Below are 16662 nucleotides of genomic sequence, written 5' to 3'. Positions count from 1 at the left end.
CATGCTGCGCAGCCTGATCTACGACGCCCTGATCCTGAAGCTGACTTCCCGCTGGTACGCCGCGGTACTCGAACGGCTGCCCGAGGAGGCGGCCCTGCTGGACGTCGGGGTCGGCACGGCCGGGGCGCTGGCGGCCAACGCCGAGACGGTGAGGCGCAAGGGGCTGCGCATCACCGGTATCGACATCGATGCCGACTACATCGACCGCGCCCAGCGCCGGCTGGAGGAGGAGTCGCTCTGCGCCCATGCCGAGGTGCGTCTCGAGTCCGTCTACGATCACGATGGGGGGCCCTACGATGCGGCCTATTTCTCCGCCAGCCTGATGCTGCTGCCGGAGCCCGAGCGGGCGCTTCGCCACTGCGCGGCACTGTTGAACCCGGGCGGACGGCTCTATTTCACCCAGACCATCCAACTGCGGCCCTCCCGTGGGATGGAGTGGCTCAAGCCCATGCTCAAGCGGCTCACCAGCATCGACTTCGGCCGGGTGACCTATGAGGATGCCTTCAAGGCGCAGCTCGACGCCGCCGGCCTGCGGCTCGAGGAGTTCACGGTGCTGTCGCGTCACGGCAGCCGGGCATCGTGCCTGGCGGTGGCCGCCCCTCAGGGATAGCGCCCGCTGCGGCGGTTCTCCACCAGCACCTCGAGGATGGCGTTGGCCTCCTGCATGATCGGCGAAGGCGCTTCGCCCTTGCGCCGGCTGCAGATCACCGGCGAGGTGAGGCCCGGGTCGGCGAGGTAGACATAGACGATGCCGTCGCGCTGCACGCGCTTGACCTGCTCCGGCACCAGGGTGATGCCGATCTCCGAGGCGACCAGCGCCAGCGCCGTCTGCAGCTCGTTGGCCTCCTGTGCCACGGTGACCTTGAGCCCACGGCGACGAAACAGCCCCAGCGTCATGTCGGCCAGGCTCGGGCGCGGCTGGGCTGGAAACAGCACCAGCGGGTACTCGGCGAGCTGGGCCAGGGTCGGCTTGGTATCGGCCAGCGGGTGGCCTTCGGGCAGGGCGGCCATCAGCGGCTCGTCGAACAGGTTCTCCTGCTCCACGTCGGGGTCGTCGATGCGCATGCGACCGAAGCCGAGGTCGATGCGGCCGCTCTTGAGCGCCTTCACCTGCTGCACCGTTGTCAGCTCGGCCAGCACCAGCTCAACATTATCCTTTTGTCGTAATTCCCTCACCAGCAGCGGTAGCTGCCCGTAGAACACCGACGGCACGAAGCCGATGCCGAACATCACGCGCTTGCTGCGGGCCAGACGCTGGGTCGCGGCGATGGTGGTGTCGACCTTGTCCAGTATCTGCAGGGTATGCTCATGGAAGAACTGACCTGCCGGGGTCAGGCGCAGCCCGCGTGCGCTGCGCTCGAACAGCTCGGCACCGACTTCGCTTTCCAATTGCTTGATCTGTCGAGATAAAGGCGGCTGTGCCATGTGCAGCTTGGCGGCCGCTCGGGTCAGGTTGAGCTCCTCCGCGACCATGCAGAAGTAGCGTAGATGGCGCAGCTCCATGATACCTCCAGGGTATGGCTCCGGACCTAAACGATATTGGTTCGGCCGCGCCGTGGCAATCAGACTGCTTCGGTATCGAAACACCGAACCGCCGGAGCGCGCATGTCATCTGTCATCGAGTCCATCGAAACGCTGCTGGTCGATCTGCCGACCATCCGCCCTCACAAGCTCTCCATGACCACCATGGCCTGCCAGACGCTGGTCATCGTGCGTCTACGCGACTCCGACGGCGTCGAGGGCCTGGGCGAGGGCACCACCATCGGTGGGCTCGCCTATGGCCCCGAGAGCCCGGAGAGCATCAAGCGCAACATCGACAGCTACCTGGCGCCGCTGCTGATCGGCCAGTCGGCGAGCGCCGTCGCCACGCTGCGTGCCCGCCTCGACCGACACGCCCGCGGCAACGCCATCGCCAAGTCGGCGCTGGAGACCGCGCTGCTCGACGCCCAGGGCAAGCGCCTCGGCTTGCCCATGGCCGAGCTGCTCGGCGGTGCGCGCCACGACCATCTGCCGGTGCTGTGGACCCTGGCCAGCGGCGATACCGCCCGCGACATCGACGAGGCCTTCCAGCGCCTGGAGCAGCGCCGCCACTGCGACTTCAAGCTCAAGATCGGCGCCAACGCCGTGGACGACGACGTGCGCCACGTGGCCGCGATCAAGGCGGCGCTGGGCGAGCGGGCCAGCGTGCGCGTCGACGTCAACCAGGCCTGGAGCGAGAGCACCGCCGTGCGCGGTATCGCCGCGCTGCAGGCCGCCGGTATCGAGCTGATCGAGCAGCCGGTCTCCGCCCGCGAGCATGCCGGGCTGGTGCGCCTGGCCAAGCGCTTCGAGGTGCCGATGCTGGCCGACGAGGCGGTGGCCGACGCCCGCGACGGCTTCGCCCTGGCTGCCGCCGGCTTCAGCGGCGCCTATGCGCTGAAGATCGCCAAGGCCGGCGGCCCCCGCGGCGCCCTGGCGTTGGCCGAGGTGGCCCAGGCGGCGGGCATCGGTCTCTACGGCGGCACCTTGCTGGAGGGCACCATCGGCACCGCCGCCTCGCTGCACGCCTGGGCCACGCTGCCCGAGCTGGCCTGGGGCAGCGAGATGTTCGGCCCGCTGCTGCTCAAGGACGACATCGTCGCCGAGCCGCTGGCCTACGGCGAGTTCGGCGTGGAGCTGCCGAAAGGCCCGGGGCTGGGGATCGCCCTGGATGAAGACAAACTGGCGCATTACGCCCGCCGTTGAGGAGAAACGCATGCTTTTCCAAGTGGAAATGACCGTCAAGCTGCCGCCGACGATGCCGGCCGACGAGGCCGCCGCGATCAAGGCGCGCGAGAAGGAGTATGCCCAGGAGCTGCAGCGTCGGGGCAAGTGGCGCCACCTGTGGCGGATCGCCGGCAGCTACGCCAACGTCAGCATCTTCGACGTGCGCGACAACGCCGAGTTGCAGGAGCTGGTCGCGGGCCTGCCGCTCTTCCCGTGGATGGAGATCGGCGTCAAGCCGCTGTGCCGCCATCCCTCATCCATTCGCGACGACGACAGCTGACCCACGAACCAACACGCCAGCCCTGCGGGGCCTCCAACGACAACGAGGTATGACCCATGACCGTGAAGATCCATGACACCCCCGACGTACAGAACTTTCTCAAGGCCGTGGCCGGCTTCGACGAGCAGGGCGGCAGCCACCGTGCCAAGCAGGTCCTGCATCGCCTGCTCTCCGACGTGTACCGCCTGATCGACGACTTCGACGTCAGCCCCGAGGAGTTTTGGTCGGCGGTGAGCCTGCTCAATGAGCTGGGCAAGGAGAGCCAGTTCGGCCTGCTGGCCCCGGGGCTCGGCTTCGATCACTTCCTCGACATGCGCATGGACGCTGCCGACGAGCAGGCCGGCCTGACCGGCGGTACGCCGCGCACCATCGAAGGCCCGCTCTACGTGGCCGGTGCGCCGGTGAGCGAAGGCGAGGCGCGCATGGACGACGGCAGCGATGAAGGCGCCGAGGTGATGTGGCTGACCGGCCAGGTGCGCGACACTCAGGGCAAGCCGGTGGCCGGCGCCCAGGTCGAGATCTGGCACGCCGACTCCAAGGGCGGCTACTCCTTCTTCGATCCCTCGCAGTCGCAGTACAACCTGCGCCGCACCATCATCGCCGATGCCGAGGGCCGTTACCGCGCGCGGAGCATCATCCCCTCCGGCTACGGCGTGCCGGCCGGCAGCCCCACCGACCAGGTGCTCAAGCTGCTGGGCCGTCATGGCCAGCGTCCGGCGCACATCCACTTCTTCGTCTCCGCCCCGGGCCACCGTCACCTGACCACCCAGATCAACCTGGCCGGCGACGAGTACACCTGGGACGACTTCGCCTTCGCCACCCGTGAAGAGCTGGTGGTCGACGCCACCCGCATCGAAGAAGCCGCCGAGGCCGCCAAGCGTGGGCTCGAAGCGCCCTTCACCGAGGTGGTGTTCGACGTTGAGCTGGCGCCCACCGCCGACCCCGAGCAGCAGAGCCGCCACAAGCGCCCGCGGGCGCTGGAAGACGAGGCGGCCCCGGCCAAGCGCGAATCTGCCGAGGCCTGATCCCCGACGCTTTTTCGCTAGACACCAGACGACACGAAGCGCTCCGCCCGCCGGCCCCCGCCGGCGGGTAGGGGAGCCTCGTCCCTGACAAGAGCAACGAGGAGTTGGAGCAATGACCGCACAGCTTGATCGTCTCGAGAAACGCGTTCGCGGTGCCGTCGTCGACGACGCCGAGAGCGGTATCTTCCGCTGCCACCGCAGCATGTTCACCGACCCGGCCTTCTTCGAACTGGAGATGAAGCACATCTTCGAGGGCAACTGGCTGTTCCTGGCCCACGAGAGCCAGGTCGCGGAGCCGGGCGACTACTTCACCGTGACCATGGGCCGTCAGCCGGTGGTCATCACCCGCGACAAGAACGGCGAGCTGCACGGCCTGATCAACGCCTGCGCTCACCGCGGCGCGACCCTGTGCCGGCGCAAGCAGGGCAACAAGGGCACCTTCACCTGCCCGTTCCACGGCTGGACCTTCAAGAACGACGGCAAGCTGCTCAAGGCCAAGAACGAGAAGACCGGCGCCTATCCCGAGGGCTTCAAGCAGGAGGGCTCCCACGACCTCAAGCGCCTGCCGCGCTTCGAAAGCTATCGCGGCTTCCTGTTCGGCAGCCTGAGCGCCGACGTGCTGCCACTGGAGGAATACCTGGGCGAGACCCGCAAGATCATCGACAACATCGTCGACCAGGCCCCGGAAGGACTCGAAGTGCTGCGTGGCACCTCCGCCTATACCTTCAACGGCAACTGGAAGCTGGGCGCCGAGAACGGTGCCGACGGCTACCACGTCAGTACCGTGCACTGGAACTACGCCTCGACCATGGATCGCCGCAACTATGACGCCGGCGGCACCAAGGCGGTGGACGCTGACGGCTGGTCGAAGAGCCAGGGCGGCTTCTACTCCTACGACCACGGCCACATGATGCTGTGGACCCGCCTGCTCAACCCCGAGGTGCGTCCGGTCTACACGCAGAAGGGGTGGATCGAGCAGGAGTTCGGCGAGGCGCGGGCGGACTCCATCGTCAACCAGACGCGTAATCTCTGCCTCTACCCCAACGTCTACCTGATGGATCAATTCTCCACCCAGATTCGCGTCATTCGGCCCATCGCCGTGGACAAGAGCGAGGTCACCATCTACTGCTTCGCGCCCAAGGGCGAGTCCGCCGAGAACCGCGCCCTGCGCATCCGCCAGTACGAGGATTTCTTCAACGTCAGCGGCATGGGCACCCCCGACGACCTGGAGGAGTTTCGCGCTTGCCAGAACGGCTACGCCGGCGAGGCCGCCGAGTGGAACGACCTCTCCCGCGGCGCCAAACAGTGGGTCGAGGGCGCTGACGACAACGCGAAGGCCATCGACATGAAGCCGCTGCTCAGCGGTGCCTCCCCCGAGGACGAAGGGCTCTACGTGCTGCACCACAAGCACTGGGTCCAGGAAATGCTGCGTGCCATCGAACGCGAGCGCGGCCAGTTCATCGCCACCCAGAGCGCCTGAGCCAGGCCTTACCGAGAAGGGGAGACATCACATGAGCATCAGCTATCACGACATCCAGGCCTTCCTCTATCGCGAGGCGCGCCTGCTCGACGACCGCCAGTGGGACGAGTGGCTGGCGTGCTACCGCAAGGACGCGGTGTTCTGGATGCCGGCCTGGGACGACGACGACCGGCTGACCGAGGACCCGCAGCGCGAGATCTCGCTGATCTACTACCCCAGCCGGGAAGGGCTCGAGGATCGCGTCTATCGCATCAAGACCGAGCGCAGCGGCGCCAGCACCCCCGAGCCGCGTACCACGCACCAGATCTCCAATCTGGAGGTGCTCTCTCAGACTGGCGATACGGTCGAGCTGCGCTTCAACTGGCACACCCTGAGCCACCGCTACAAGCAGACCGACGGCTACTTCGGCAGCTCCTTCTACACCCTGGACGTGAGCGGCGGCGAGCCGCGCATCGTCAGCAAGAAGGTGGTGCTCAACAACGACTACATCCACCAGGTCATCGACGTGTATCACGTCTGAACGATCGTGAACCCGGTGGGGGAGGAGACGACCATGAGCTATACCATCGCACTCAACTTCGAGGACGGCGTGACCCGCTTCATCACCTGCAACGCAGGAGAGACGGTGCTCGACGCTGCCTATCGCCACAAGGTCAATCTGCCGATGGACTGCTCCGACGGGGTCTGCGGCACCTGCAAGGGGCACTGCGAGCAGGGTGAGTTCGATCTCGGCGACGAGTATATCGACGAGGCGCTCTCCGACGAGGAACTCGCCGAGGGCAAGGTGCTGACCTGCCAGATGGTGCCCTCTTCGGACTGCGTGGTGCAGGTACCGGCGGCCTCGACCCTGTGCAAGACCGCGGTGGGCGAGTTCCCGGCCAGAGTCGCCGAGGTCGAGCGTCTCTCCGAGGACAGCTTCGAGCTAGTCATAGATCTTGATAAAGAGTATCTCGATGAAGGCGAGGGGGTGGTCTTCCTGCCGGGCCAGTACGTCAACATCCAGGTCCCGGGCAGCGACGAGACCCGCTCCTACTCGTTCAGCTCGCTGCCCGGCGAGCGCCGCGCGACCTTCCTCATCCGCAACGTGCCGAACGGCCTGATGAGCGGCTATCTCAGCGGTGCGGCCAAGCCCGAGGACACCCTGACCCTGACCGGGCCGATGGGCAGCTTCTACCTGCGCGAGGTCAGACGCCCGGTACTGATGCTGGCCGGCGGTACCGGCCTGGCGCCGTTCCTGGCCATGCTGCGCCAGCTGCAGGAGCAGGGCTGCGACCGGCCGGTGCGGCTGCTCTACGGCGTCAACGTCGACGATCACCTGGTCAAGCTCGACGAGCTCGACGGCTTCGTCGAGGCGCTGCCCGACTTCGCCTACACCACGGTGGTCGCCGATGCGGCGAGCGAGCACATGCGCAAGGGCTACGTGACCCACCACATGGCCCCCGAGCTGCTGCACGACGGCGAGGTCGACGTCTACCTGTGCGGGCCGCCGCCGATGGTGGACGCGGTGCTCACTCACTTCCGCGAGCAGGGGATTTCGCCCGCGAGCTTCCACTACGAGAAGTTCACCCCGAGCCTGGCCCCGGAAGAAGCAAAGAAGGAGGCGGTGGCATGAGCGCGCGTTTTGCCGAGCAGGTGATGGTGATCACCGGCGCCGCCCAGGGCATCGGTAAGCGCGTCGCCGAACGCGCCGGGGCCGAGGGCGCCCGGCTGGCGCTGGTGGACCGCGCCGAGCACGTCGACGCCGTGGTGGCAGAGCTGCGCGAGGCGGGAATCGAGGCCATTGCCATTCAGGCCGACCTGGAAGCCTGGGAGGGCGCCGAGGGCGTGATGCGTCAGGTTCACGAACACTACGGTCGCCTCGACGTGCTGATCAACAACGTCGGCGGCACCATCTGGGCCCAGCCCTACGCCCACTACACGCCCGAGCAGATCGAGGCCGAGGTGCGCCGCTCGCTGTTCCCCACCCTGTGGTGTTGCCGCGCGGCGCTGCCCTATCTGCTGGCGAGTGAGGGCAACATCGTCAACGTCTCTTCGGTGGCGACTCGTGGCATCAACCGGGTGCCCTACGCTGCCGCCAAGGGTGGCGTCAACGCCATGACCGTGGCGCTGGCCTTCGAGTACGCCGAGTACGGTATTCGCGTCAACGCCACCGCCCCCGGCGGCACCGAGGCGCCGCCGCGACTGACGCCACGCAACGCCGCCGAGCCCAGCGAGCAGGAAACGGCGTGGTACCAGCAGCTGATCGACCAGACCAAGGCCACCAGCTTCATGGGTCGCTACGGCACCCTCGACGAGCAGGCCGGCCCGATCCTGTTTCTGGCTTCCCGCGATGCCAGCTACATCACCGGCAGCGTATTGCCGGTGGCGGGAGGTGACAACGGCTGAGAGATCGACGACGCCACGCACCTGTTCGCCACGCTCATCTGCACGCACCAAAAAACCAACGATAAGAACATCCCCTGGAGCACACCGTGAAACATATCGAGAAAGGCACGAGCCTGAAGCGCCTGCCCGGCGATTTCATCCGCGACCTGACGCCCGAGAATGTCAGCGCCGGCCTGGTGGCCGGCGTGTTCGGCCTCAGCGCCGGCGTCATCCATATCAGTGCCGGCACCGCGGCCGGCCTGGACTCCTCGTTCATCATGATCTGGGTGATCAGCTACCTGATGATCAACGGCCTGTTCGGCCTGCTGGTGCCGAGCTACTACCGGCTGCCCCTGCCCATGGCCAACTCGATTCCCGGTGCGCTGCTGTTCGCCGCGGTGATCCCGGTGGTGGGGCTCGAGGCCGCGCTGGGGGCGACCCTGATCGCCGGGGCGATCTCGCTCATTGCCGGTCTTACCGGGGTGATGGCTACGGTGATGCGGCTGATCCCGATGCCCATCGTGATGGGCATGATCGCCGGGGTGCTGCTGAGCTTCGGCACGCGCATGGTCGGCTCGCTGGACGATGCGTTGCTGCCGGCCTCGATCATGATCCTCAGCTTCTTCCTGGCGGCTCGGCTGTTCCGCCGCGTGCCGCCGCTGCTGGTGGCCATGGGCGCGGGCATCGCCTACCTGATGGCCACCGGCGTCGACTTCTCCGGCATCCAGGCCACGGTGCGCTTCCCCGAATTCGTCGTGCCCGAGTTCACCCTGGGCGCCTTCCTCGCCTACGGCCTGCCGCTGGCGATCATCCTGGTGGGGATGGAGACCCCGGCCGGCGTCGGCCTGGTCAAGGGCATGGGCTACGACAAGGTACCGGCCAACGGCATCACCGCGGTGGGCGGCCTGGGCACCATGATCTCCTCGTTCTTCAACCTGCACAGCACTTGCATCGCCGCGCCGATGACCGGCATCTGCTCCTCGCCGGAAGCCGGCGAGCGAGACAAGCGCTGGGTGGCGGCGGTGATCACCGGGGCCATCTTCGTGGTGTGCGCGCCCTTCTACGGCTACGTGGTCAGCCTGATCGAGGCCACCCCGGGCTACTTCATCGCCATCATCGCCGGCCTGGCGCTGGTCCGCGTGCTGACCTCGGCGCTGGCCATCGCCTTCTCCGGCAAGAAACACGAGATGGGCGCGCTGTTCGCCTTCCTGATTGCCGCCTCGGGCATCCAGATCCTCGGCATCGGCGCCTCGTTCTGGGCACTGGTGCTGGGGGTGCTGATCTCGATGATCTTCGAGACCAAGGACTTCGAGTTCATCGTCAAGCGCGAGACCGCCGCGGCGCGCTAGCGTAGCGGCCGTACGTCCTCCATTGGTCCGCGTGCGATCCCTCGCCGCGGACCTTTTTTCCCGTTTCGACTCTCCATCCCACTCACGCGAGGTGAACCATGTCATTGCGCCAGGACTGGTCGCTGTCGGCCGTGACCGCCGGCTTCGTGGCGGTGCTGATCTCCTACGCCGGCCCGCTGGCGATCTTCTTCCAGGCCGCGCAGAGCGCGGACATCTCCGCCCAGATGATGAGCTCCTGGGTATGGGCGATCTCCATCGGCGCCGCGGTGTCGGGTATCGGCCTGAGCCTGTGGCTCAAGGTGCCGGTGATCACCGCCTGGTCGGCGCCCGGCACGGCGCTGTTGGTCACGCTGTTTCCCGGGCTGTCGTTGAACGAGGCGGTGGGGGCCTATCTCACCGCCGCCTTGATCGTCTTCGCGGTGGGGGGGAGCGGCACCTTCGACCGCTTGATCGCGCTGATCCCGCCCGGCATCGCCGCGGCGATGATGGCCGGCATCCTGTTCCAGTTCGGCGTCGGCGTGTTCACCTCGCTGGAAGTGGCGCCGGCGCTGGCGGTGGGTATGCTCGCCGCCTACCTGGTGTTCAAGCGGCTCTTCCCGCGCTACTTCCTGGTGCTGTTGCTGCTGATCGGGATCGTGCTGGCGGTAGGGCTGGAGGGCGCCAGCCTGGCAGGCGTTTCATGGCAGCTGGCCGCGCCCGCGCCGATTCGCCCCGAGTGGACGCTGAGCGCCACCCTGAGCCTGGCGCTGCCGCTGGCGCTGGTCAGTCTCACCGGCCAGTTCCTGCCGGGCATGGCGATCCTGCGCGGCGCCGGCTACGCCACCCAGGCCCGGCCGATCCTCACCGTTACCAGCCTGGTGTCGATGCCGATGGCGCTGTTCGGCGGCATCACCACGGTGGTGGCGGCCATCACCGCGGCGCTGTGTACCGGCAGGGCGGCCCACCCCGATCCCGCCAGGCGCTATGTGGCCGGGGTGGCCAACGGCGTGTTCTATCTGTTCGGCGCGCTGTTCTCGGGCAGCATCGTGCTGCTGTTCACCTCGCTGCCGGTGACCTTCGTCGCCCTGCTGGCGGGACTGGCGCTGATCGGGGCGATCAGCGGCAACCTCAGTGCCGCGGCAGCCGAGAAGCAGCACCTCGAGGCCTCGATCATCACCTTCCTGGCCACCGCCTCGGGGATGAGCCTGTTCGGTCTGGGCTCGGCCTTCTGGGGTGTGGCGATCGGCTGTGCGGCTTACCTGATCCTGCATCGGCCGTGGGCGCTGCCGCGGGAGCGGGCGGTGGCCGTCGACGAAAAGACGTGATTGCTCCGCATGAGAAATTCGGCCAATGTCGAGGCATGACTGCCGAACGTCGGCCTGAAACCTCAGCATGTGCGTGGCGCCTATGCTTGATCGAGATGCTCCCGAGAATTCGGCCTGGAATCCCGGCCTCGAGGCCGACCTGCCCAGGCGCTACCAGCCCCTGGAAACCATCCATCGCGAGGAGAACGTCTCTACCCGGCTGGCCGAGATCCCCGAACTGAGAGCCCTCACCGGCCTCGAGGAGGAGGAGCTGGTGGCGTTTCGCGCCGAGCGTCTGGTGCTGCACGAGCTGATCGTGCGGGTGACCGCCGATATCCGAGTGGCCGAGGGGGAAGAGGAGGAGATGCTGGGGCGCAACTTCCGCCGCATCACCCTGCAGATCCTCAGCGGCTACCTGCTGCCCCACATGCCGGCGCTGCGTCAGGCCTTCGACGAGCTCTACGCGACGATCCGGACCGGAGTGGGGCAGATCCTGGAAGCGGCCTTCGCCGTCGAGCCGGAAGCGGCCGAGCCCGAGCCGGTCTCGCTGCTGACCCGCTGGCTGGGCAGGCGCCCGGCACCGCAGCGGCAGGCCGACCGCCGTACCCTGGAGGAGCGCCACCACGATGCCATCCAGGGCATCAAGCAGCGGGGGCTGGCTGCCCAGGACGAGCTCGAACAGGCCATCTACAAGAGCGCCTATCGGGTGATGAGCTCGATTGCCGCGGCCCAGGGGCATATCGGGGTGGACCGCGAGGTGCTGGCGACGTTGATCGCCCGCCACGCGTGCAACGACTACGGCAGCCGTGAGATCGGCAACCTGCTGGCGCCGCACGTCGAGCGGGCCATCGAGCAGGAGGGCTACGCCCAGGTGCCACTCGCCGACGAGCCGATCCTGATCAGCCTCAAGGGCGCCTCGGCGGCCGGCAAGAGCTCCCTGCGCCACCTGCTGCGATACACCCTGCAGGATCTCGGTATCCCGCCGGAGCAGTACGGCACCATCACGCCCGATATCTGGCGTCGCCTGCTGCTCGACTACGAGACCCTGGGTGAGGCCTACAAGTACGCCGGTCGCCTGGCGGGCAAGGAGGTCAAGCTGATCGACGCCAAGCTGGACCGCTACATTCGCGACAAGGCGCAGCGGGACCGCACCATTCCCAACCTGCTGATCGACCGCTTTCGCTTCGACAGTTTCTCCTCCGACACGGTGCCGCGGCTGCTGGATGGCACTTACGCCAAGTACGTCTCCACCATGCACATGTACTTCATCATCACCCCGCCGGAGGCCACGGTGGAGCGGGGCTGGCTGAGGGGGCTGGAGCGCGGGCGCTACAAGGCGGTGTCGGACTTCCTGGGGCACTGTGTGGAGGCCTACGACGGCATGCCCAGGGTGTTCTTCAAGTGGATGGACAGCCCGCGGCCGCGCTTCAAGTACGTGTTCCTCGACAACAGCGTGCCCCGGCACACCCCGCCGGAGGTCGTCGCCCACGGCACCCGCGAAGTGCTGCACGTGCTGGACCCTGTGGGCCTGGTCAACCTCGACCGCTACAAGAAGATCAACACCGCGGCGACGTGTCCGGAGGAGGTCTATCCCGCCGGCGACACCCTGGCCGTGGCCGCCAACTGCACCTTCCTCAAGCAGTGCCTCGCCAAGGTGCCGGAGGTGCGCTTCGCCGACCGCGCCAGCGGCAAGGTCTACCTGAGCGCCACCGCGGGCCGCTTCACGGTGGAGGACGCTGCACTGCTACGCGCCAAGCGGCAGGAAGCGGAGCTGGCAGCGTTGTTTGCGGCGCTGGGAGTGTCCGAGGGGGAGTGAAATTCAGCCCTGGGCTGGGCCGGCGGGAGCGCCCAGGATCTCGACCAGCTCGATCAGATTGCAGAGTGCCGGGGAGTCGTTGCCGGGCCGCCAGGCGAACCACAGCGGCATGGCGCAGGCGTCGAGCTCCGGCAGGTGCAGGAAGCGGATCCCCGGCATGGGGTGATGGCTGCTGGCGGCAGGCAGAATGGCGATGCCGAGCCCCGCGGCCACCATGCTCAGGATGGCGATGTTGTCGGCGCCATACTGCACCACCCGGGGGTGGAAGCCTAGACGCTGGAAGTGGGCCTGCATGCGGTCGAAGTAGACCGGCGAAGCGCTGCGAAACCCCCACACGAACTCGGCGTCGGCCAACTGCTCCAGCCTCGTCGGCGGGACCTCGGCCCAGGAAGAATTTGCCGGCACCGCCAGCACCAGCGAATCGTGCTGCAGCAGGCGTGTCTCCAGCCCCGGCTGGCCGCTGTCGTCGAGGTAGAGGATGCCGGCATCCAGGGTGCCCTCCCGCAGCCGCTCCAACTGCGGCCCCGAGAGCAGCGGGAAGACCTCGAAGGCAACCTGAGGGAAGCGCTCGCGATAGCGCCCGAGCAGCCCGGCCACCTGCGGAACCCACAGGTGGGTTACCGTCACGCCCAGGCTGACCTTGCCGACCACCCCCTGTCCCAGCGCGGTGAGGCGTGCCTTGAGCCGGGTGCGGCGGTCGAGCAGCTGCTGTGCTTCCTCATAGAGCGCCTGGCCGGCCACCGTCAGGCGTATGCCGCGGGCATGCCGCTCGAACAGCCGCGTCTCCAGGTCCTCTTCCAGCAGGTGAATCTGACGGGTCAGGGCGGGCTGGGCGACATGCACGCGACGGCTGGCGGCGGAAATGGAGCCGGCCTCGACGACGGCGACAAAGTAGTGCAGTTGGCGGAATTCCATCGGCTCCGATACCTGAATGGCATGGCTTTCATCGATTATTGGTATTTTTCCTATGGATTCCCAGCGCGGATAGTGGCATGACTGATAGTGCGACAGCGGGAGAGACCGGTCCGCGAGCTGCGGCACCGGCGCCGAAGGAGCAACTGCCCCGGAAACTCTCAGGCCACAGGACCGCTTCGCATCACTGATTCCGAAGAGCGGCCGACGACTGCGTCCGTCGGCACACCGAAGGAGCAAGCGGGCGTTGCGCGCGTGAATCTCTCAGGTTCCATGACGGATGGGGTGCTCGTTGCCGGCTGGCGGCGAGTTTGACCCGACGCGTCTGGAGAAACGCAATGCAACGTATCGCCGTCATCGGCGGTGGCATCACGGGTGTCACCACCGCCTACGCGCTGCTCAAACGCGGCCTGGACGTCACGCTCTACGAGCGCAATCGCTATGCAGCCATGGAGACCTCCTTCGCCAACGGCGGCCAGCTGTCGGCCTCCAATGCCGAGGTGTGGACTCACTGGCCCACGGTGCTCAAGGGGCTGCGCTGGATGCTGCGAGCCGATGCGCCCCTGCTGGTGAATCCCCGGCCTACCTGGCACAAGCTGAGCTGGTTCGCCGAGTTCATCGCCGCCATTCCCCGCTATGCCGACAACACCACGGAGACGGCACGCCTGGCGGTCGCCGCCCGGGAGTATCTCTACCGCTGGGCGCGCGACGAAGAGATCGAGTTCGACCTCGAGCGGCGGGGCATTCTGCACATCTACCGCGACCGGGCGAGCTTCGAGCATGCAGCCAGAGTCACCAGGTTGCTGGCGAATGGCGGGCTCGAGCGGCGGCCGGTGACGCCCGAGGAGATGCGCGCCATCGAGCCGAATCTGGCCGGCGACTACCATGGCGGCTTCTTCACCGAGAGCGACGCCACGGGCGACATCCACAAGTACACCCAGGGCCTGGCGGCTGCCGTCGAGCGTCGCGGCGGGAGCATTCGCTACGGCCAGGACGTGTCCGGTGTCGGGGCCGATGCCGGAGGAGCCTGGGTCGGCGTGCAAGGCGAGCGGGAGGCGTACGACGGCCTGGTAGTGTGCGCCGGTGTGGCGAGTCGTGGCCTGGCGGCCAGTCTCGGCGACCGTCTCAACGTCTATCCGGTGAAGGGCTACTCGATCACCGTGCATCTCGACGACGCGGCCTCTCGAGATGCGGCGCCGATGGTGAGCCTGCTGGACGACGAGGCCAAGCTGGTCACCAGCCGGCTGGGCGCCGAGCGTTTCCGCGTGGCCGGCACCGCCGAGTTCAACGGCCTCGACCGCGATATCCGTCACGACCGAATTCGTCCGCTGATCGACTGGGTCGAACGCTGCTTCCCCGGCGTCGGTACCCGGCGGGTCGTGCCCTGGGCGGGGCTGCGCCCCATGCTGCCCGACATGATGCCGCGGGTGGGAAGAGGGCGGCAGCCACGGGTGTTCTACAACACCGGCCATGGCCATCTGGGCTGGACGCTGTCGGCGATCACCGCCGAGCTGGTGGCTGACTCCGTGATGGTGGCCAGAACGGAGCAGGTACGCCCCAGCCTGGCTCAGTAACCGCTCCGCACGGCTTCAGAACGGAAGCCTTCCACGAGCCATGCCGTCATGGCATGGCTCGCATCCCAAATCCCTATTTTTTCGATCGCGCCGTCTGTCCCATAGTCAGGAGACAACCCACAACAAGACTCGCTGCGGCGAGCTGGACTCTCCCGATGACCAAGACCTACCATCTCCTGACGGGGCTGCACTTCGCCCTCTGCACGCTGGCCATGATCTGGCCCGGTGCGCTGATTGCCAACCGCATCGAGCCCATCGTGCTGGGGCTGCCCTTCCTGTTCTTCTGGTACATCCTGTGGATGCTGGTGCTGTTCGCCGGCATGTGGCTTGCCTACGTCGTACGTCACGGAGGCGGCCGTCATGACTGATTCGCTGATCGTGGTCGGTATCACCCTGACCTATCTCGCCATGGTGCTGTGGGTGGGCCTGCGCGCCCGCGGTCAGCAGAGCTCGAGCCTCGAGGGCTATGTGGCCGGCGGACGCCACGTCGGCGTGGTGATCCTGTTCTTCATCCTCGGTGCCGAGATTTTCTCCGCCTTCGCCTTCCTCGGTGCGCCGGGCTGGGCCTATCAGCACGGCTCGCCGGCCTTCTACATTCTCGCCTACCTGGCGCTGGTGCCGATCACCATCTGGGCGATGGGGCCTCGGGTCGCCGAGCTGGGCCGCCAGAAGGGCTATCTGACCCAGGGCGACATGATCGCCGACCACTACCGGAGCAAGGCGCTGGGTATCCTGGCCGGCACCATCGGCGTGCTGGCGCTGGTGCCCTATCTGACCATCCAGATCGCCGGGGCCGGGCTGCTGTTCCAGGCCGCCACCGATGGGCTGATTCCCTTCTGGCTCGGCGCCCTGCTGGCCTTCATGGTGGTGGCAGCCTACGTGTTCTGCAGCGGCCTGAGCGGCATCGGCTGGACCAACCTGGTACAGGGCATCATGATGATCGCCATCGCCTGGTTTCTGGGTCTGGCCGTGTCGCAGCGCCTCTACGGCGGGGTCGGCGAAATGTTCCTCCAGCTCCAGCAGGCGGCGCCCGAGTACCTGACCATGCCCGGCGCCAGCGGCATGAGCTGGGGTTACTTCAGCACCGCGGTACTGGTCAGCGCCTTCGGCGGGGCCATGTGGCCGCATCTGTTCATGAAGTTCTACTCCGCCGACAGCGGCCGCACCCTGCGCAAGGTCAGCGTCTTCTATCCGCTCTACGCCTACCTGCTGGTACCGCTGCTGTTCATCGGCTTTGCCGGCGTGCTGGTGTTCGCCGACGAGCCGCTGGCACGCTCGGATACCGTGCTGCTGCGCATGGTCATGGACGTGGCCAATTTCTCCCCCTGGGTGATCGGGCTGATGCTCTCCGGTGCGCTGGCGGCGGCCATGTCCACAGGCGCCAACCTGGCCCATACCGCGGCCATCGTACTGGTACGCGATGTGCTGGGGCCCACCGTGATGCAGCGCGCCAGTGAACGGACCGTGGTCAGCGCCACCCGCTGGAGCGTGGTCGGGCTGTCGCTGATCGCCTATCTCTTCGCCCTGGCCAATCCCGCTTCCCTGGTATTGCTGCTGCTCGGCGCCTACGGACTGATCGTACAGCTCTTCCCCATGGTGATCGGCGCCCTGTTCCTGCCGCGGCTGCGTCGCACCAGCGTCATGGCCGGCGCCCTGGTGGGCAGCCTGGCCTATCTGCTGATGGACTTCGTCTGGAGCTCGCCGCTGGGCTGGCACGCCGGCGTATGGGCGATGCTGCTCAACGTAGGCGTGGTAGCGGCCTGGCAGGGGCTATCCCGCTCGGCTCGCCATGGCCACCCCTTATCCAGCACTCCAAGTCACTGAACCGCCACGG

Annotated in this window: 16 protein-coding genes and 1 riboswitch; of the genes, 14 read left to right on the top strand and 2 right to left on the bottom strand. The window is 67.2% G+C overall.

What is annotated here, in order from left to right; translation table 11 throughout:
• Nucleotide 1: 1 nt before the first annotated feature.
• A complete protein-coding gene (locus HOP59_RS19040; RefSeq protein WP_234255052.1) occupies nt 2-610 on the top strand; it encodes a class I SAM-dependent methyltransferase in 609 nt (202 codons plus the stop codon).
• On the opposite strand, the gene HOP59_RS19035 is transcribed toward HOP59_RS19040, so the two are convergent.
• Nucleotides 601-1503 (bottom strand): LysR family transcriptional regulator, encoded by a 903-nt coding sequence (locus HOP59_RS19035; RefSeq protein ID WP_234255050.1) that lies wholly within the window; start codon nt 1501-1503, stop codon nt 601-603. The genes HOP59_RS19040 and HOP59_RS19035 overlap by 10 nt on opposite strands.
• Nucleotides 1504-1605: 102 nt before the next feature.
• Here HOP59_RS19035 and HOP59_RS19030 point away from each other — a divergent pair, with 102 nt between their 5' ends.
• From HOP59_RS19030 to HOP59_RS18985, 10 genes are all read left to right on the top strand, one after another.
• Nucleotides 1606-2724 carry a muconate cycloisomerase family protein gene (locus tag HOP59_RS19030; RefSeq protein ID WP_234255047.1) on the top strand — a complete coding sequence of 373 codons (1119 nt, stop codon included), beginning with the start codon at nt 1606-1608 and terminating at the stop codon, nt 2722-2724.
• Nucleotides 2725-2734: 10 nt separating this feature from the next.
• Nucleotides 2735-3025, top strand: a complete 291-nt coding sequence (catC, locus tag HOP59_RS19025) for a muconolactone Delta-isomerase (protein ID WP_234255045.1) — start codon at nt 2735-2737, stop codon at nt 3023-3025.
• Nucleotides 3026-3081: 56 nt separating this feature from the next.
• On the top strand, nt 3082-4050 hold the full coding sequence (catA, locus tag HOP59_RS19020; protein ID WP_234255043.1) for a catechol 1,2-dioxygenase: 969 nt from the start codon (nt 3082-3084) through the stop codon (nt 4048-4050).
• 112 nt (nt 4051-4162) lie between these two features.
• The gene (locus HOP59_RS19015) at nt 4163-5530 is read left to right on the top strand and encodes a Rieske 2Fe-2S domain-containing protein (RefSeq protein ID WP_234255041.1); all 1368 of its coding nucleotides are present in this window, start codon (nt 4163-4165) and stop codon (nt 5528-5530) included.
• A gap of 31 nt (nt 5531-5561) precedes the next feature.
• Nucleotides 5562-6050, top strand: a complete 489-nt coding sequence (benB, locus tag HOP59_RS19010) for a benzoate 1,2-dioxygenase small subunit (protein ID WP_103969839.1) — start codon at nt 5562-5564, stop codon at nt 6048-6050.
• Nucleotides 6051-6083: 33 nt separating this feature from the next.
• Nucleotides 6084-7142 carry a benzoate 1,2-dioxygenase electron transfer component BenC gene (benC, locus tag HOP59_RS19005; RefSeq protein WP_234255039.1) on the top strand — a complete coding sequence of 353 codons (1059 nt, stop codon included), beginning with the start codon at nt 6084-6086 and terminating at the stop codon, nt 7140-7142.
• On the top strand, nt 7139-7915 hold the full coding sequence (gene benD, locus HOP59_RS19000) for a benzoate diol dehydrogenase BenD (protein WP_234255038.1): 777 nt from the start codon (nt 7139-7141) through the stop codon (nt 7913-7915). Before benC ends, benD begins: the two co-directional genes overlap by 4 nt.
• 86 nt (nt 7916-8001) lie before the next feature.
• Nucleotides 8002-9243, top strand: a complete 1242-nt coding sequence (locus HOP59_RS18995) for a benzoate/H(+) symporter BenE family transporter (RefSeq protein WP_234255036.1) — start codon at nt 8002-8004, stop codon at nt 9241-9243.
• Nucleotides 9244-9341: 98 nt separating this feature from the next.
• Entirely contained in the window at nt 9342-10547 is a 1206-nt protein-coding gene (locus HOP59_RS18990; RefSeq protein WP_234255034.1) for a benzoate/H(+) symporter BenE family transporter, read from the top strand.
• A gap of 82 nt (nt 10548-10629) precedes the next feature.
• Complete coding sequence (locus tag HOP59_RS18985; protein ID WP_234255032.1) at nt 10630-12342, top strand: zeta toxin family protein; 1713 nt, start codon at nt 10630-10632, stop codon at nt 12340-12342.
• A 3-nt stretch (nt 12343-12345) separates the two neighbouring features.
• Here the strand turns inward: HOP59_RS18985 and HOP59_RS18980 are convergent, their stop codons facing one another.
• Nucleotides 12346-13257 carry a LysR family transcriptional regulator gene (locus HOP59_RS18980; RefSeq protein ID WP_234255030.1) on the bottom strand — a complete coding sequence of 304 codons (912 nt, stop codon included), beginning with the start codon at nt 13255-13257 and terminating at the stop codon, nt 12346-12348.
• Nucleotides 13258-13342: 85 nt separating this feature from the next.
• A riboswitch (glycine riboswitch) is annotated at nt 13343-13441 on the top strand.
• Nucleotides 13442-13592: 151 nt separating this feature from the next.
• Here HOP59_RS18980 and HOP59_RS18975 point away from each other — a divergent pair.
• From HOP59_RS18975 to HOP59_RS18965, 3 genes are all read left to right on the top strand, one after another.
• A complete protein-coding gene (locus HOP59_RS18975; protein ID WP_234255028.1) occupies nt 13593-14828 on the top strand; it encodes a D-amino acid dehydrogenase in 1236 nt (411 codons plus the stop codon).
• Nucleotides 14829-14983: 155 nt separating this feature from the next.
• Nucleotides 14984-15196 carry a DUF3311 domain-containing protein gene (locus HOP59_RS18970; protein WP_234251736.1) on the top strand — a complete coding sequence of 71 codons (213 nt, stop codon included), beginning with the start codon at nt 14984-14986 and terminating at the stop codon, nt 15194-15196.
• On the top strand, nt 15189-16652 hold the full coding sequence (locus tag HOP59_RS18965) for a sodium:solute symporter family protein (protein ID WP_103969848.1): 1464 nt from the start codon (nt 15189-15191) through the stop codon (nt 16650-16652). The genes HOP59_RS18970 and HOP59_RS18965 overlap by 8 nt, the downstream gene beginning before the upstream one ends.
• The last annotated feature ends 10 nt before the right edge of the window (nt 16653-16662 follow it).

The organism is Billgrantia aerodenitrificans (genome assembly GCF_021404405.1).
GTDB lineage: Bacteria > Pseudomonadota > Gammaproteobacteria > Pseudomonadales > Halomonadaceae > Halomonas > Halomonas aerodenitrificans.
This window is presented reverse-complemented; position numbering and strand designations above follow the sequence as displayed.

What these genes read in the sequence shown, in the direction of transcription:
- HOP59_RS19040 (WP_234255052.1), top strand. Translation starts at nt 2, where the DNA reads ATGCTGCGCAGCCTGATCTACGACGCCCTGATCCTGAAGCTGACTTCC.
- HOP59_RS19035 (WP_234255050.1), bottom strand. Translation starts at nt 1,503, where the DNA reads ATGGAGCTGCGCCATCTACGCTACTTCTGCATGGTCGCGGAGGAGCTC.
- HOP59_RS19030 (WP_234255047.1), top strand. Translation starts at nt 1,606, where the DNA reads ATGTCATCTGTCATCGAGTCCATCGAAACGCTGCTGGTCGATCTGCCG.
- catC (WP_234255045.1), top strand. Translation starts at nt 2,735, where the DNA reads ATGCTTTTCCAAGTGGAAATGACCGTCAAGCTGCCGCCGACGATGCCG.
- catA (WP_234255043.1), top strand. Translation starts at nt 3,082, where the DNA reads ATGACCGTGAAGATCCATGACACCCCCGACGTACAGAACTTTCTCAAG.
- HOP59_RS19015 (WP_234255041.1), top strand. Translation starts at nt 4,163, where the DNA reads ATGACCGCACAGCTTGATCGTCTCGAGAAACGCGTTCGCGGTGCCGTC.
- benB (WP_103969839.1), top strand. Translation starts at nt 5,562, where the DNA reads ATGAGCATCAGCTATCACGACATCCAGGCCTTCCTCTATCGCGAGGCG.
- benC (WP_234255039.1), top strand. Translation starts at nt 6,084, where the DNA reads ATGAGCTATACCATCGCACTCAACTTCGAGGACGGCGTGACCCGCTTC.
- benD (WP_234255038.1), top strand. Translation starts at nt 7,139, where the DNA reads ATGAGCGCGCGTTTTGCCGAGCAGGTGATGGTGATCACCGGCGCCGCC.
- HOP59_RS18990 (WP_234255034.1), top strand. Translation starts at nt 9,342, where the DNA reads ATGTCATTGCGCCAGGACTGGTCGCTGTCGGCCGTGACCGCCGGCTTC.
- HOP59_RS18985 (WP_234255032.1), top strand. Translation starts at nt 10,630, where the DNA reads ATGCTTGATCGAGATGCTCCCGAGAATTCGGCCTGGAATCCCGGCCTC.
- HOP59_RS18980 (WP_234255030.1), bottom strand. Translation starts at nt 13,257, where the DNA reads ATGGAATTCCGCCAACTGCACTACTTTGTCGCCGTCGTCGAGGCCGGC.
- HOP59_RS18975 (WP_234255028.1), top strand. Translation starts at nt 13,593, where the DNA reads ATGCAACGTATCGCCGTCATCGGCGGTGGCATCACGGGTGTCACCACC.
- HOP59_RS18970 (WP_234251736.1), top strand. Translation starts at nt 14,984, where the DNA reads ATGACCAAGACCTACCATCTCCTGACGGGGCTGCACTTCGCCCTCTGC.
- HOP59_RS18965 (WP_103969848.1), top strand. Translation starts at nt 15,189, where the DNA reads ATGACTGATTCGCTGATCGTGGTCGGTATCACCCTGACCTATCTCGCC.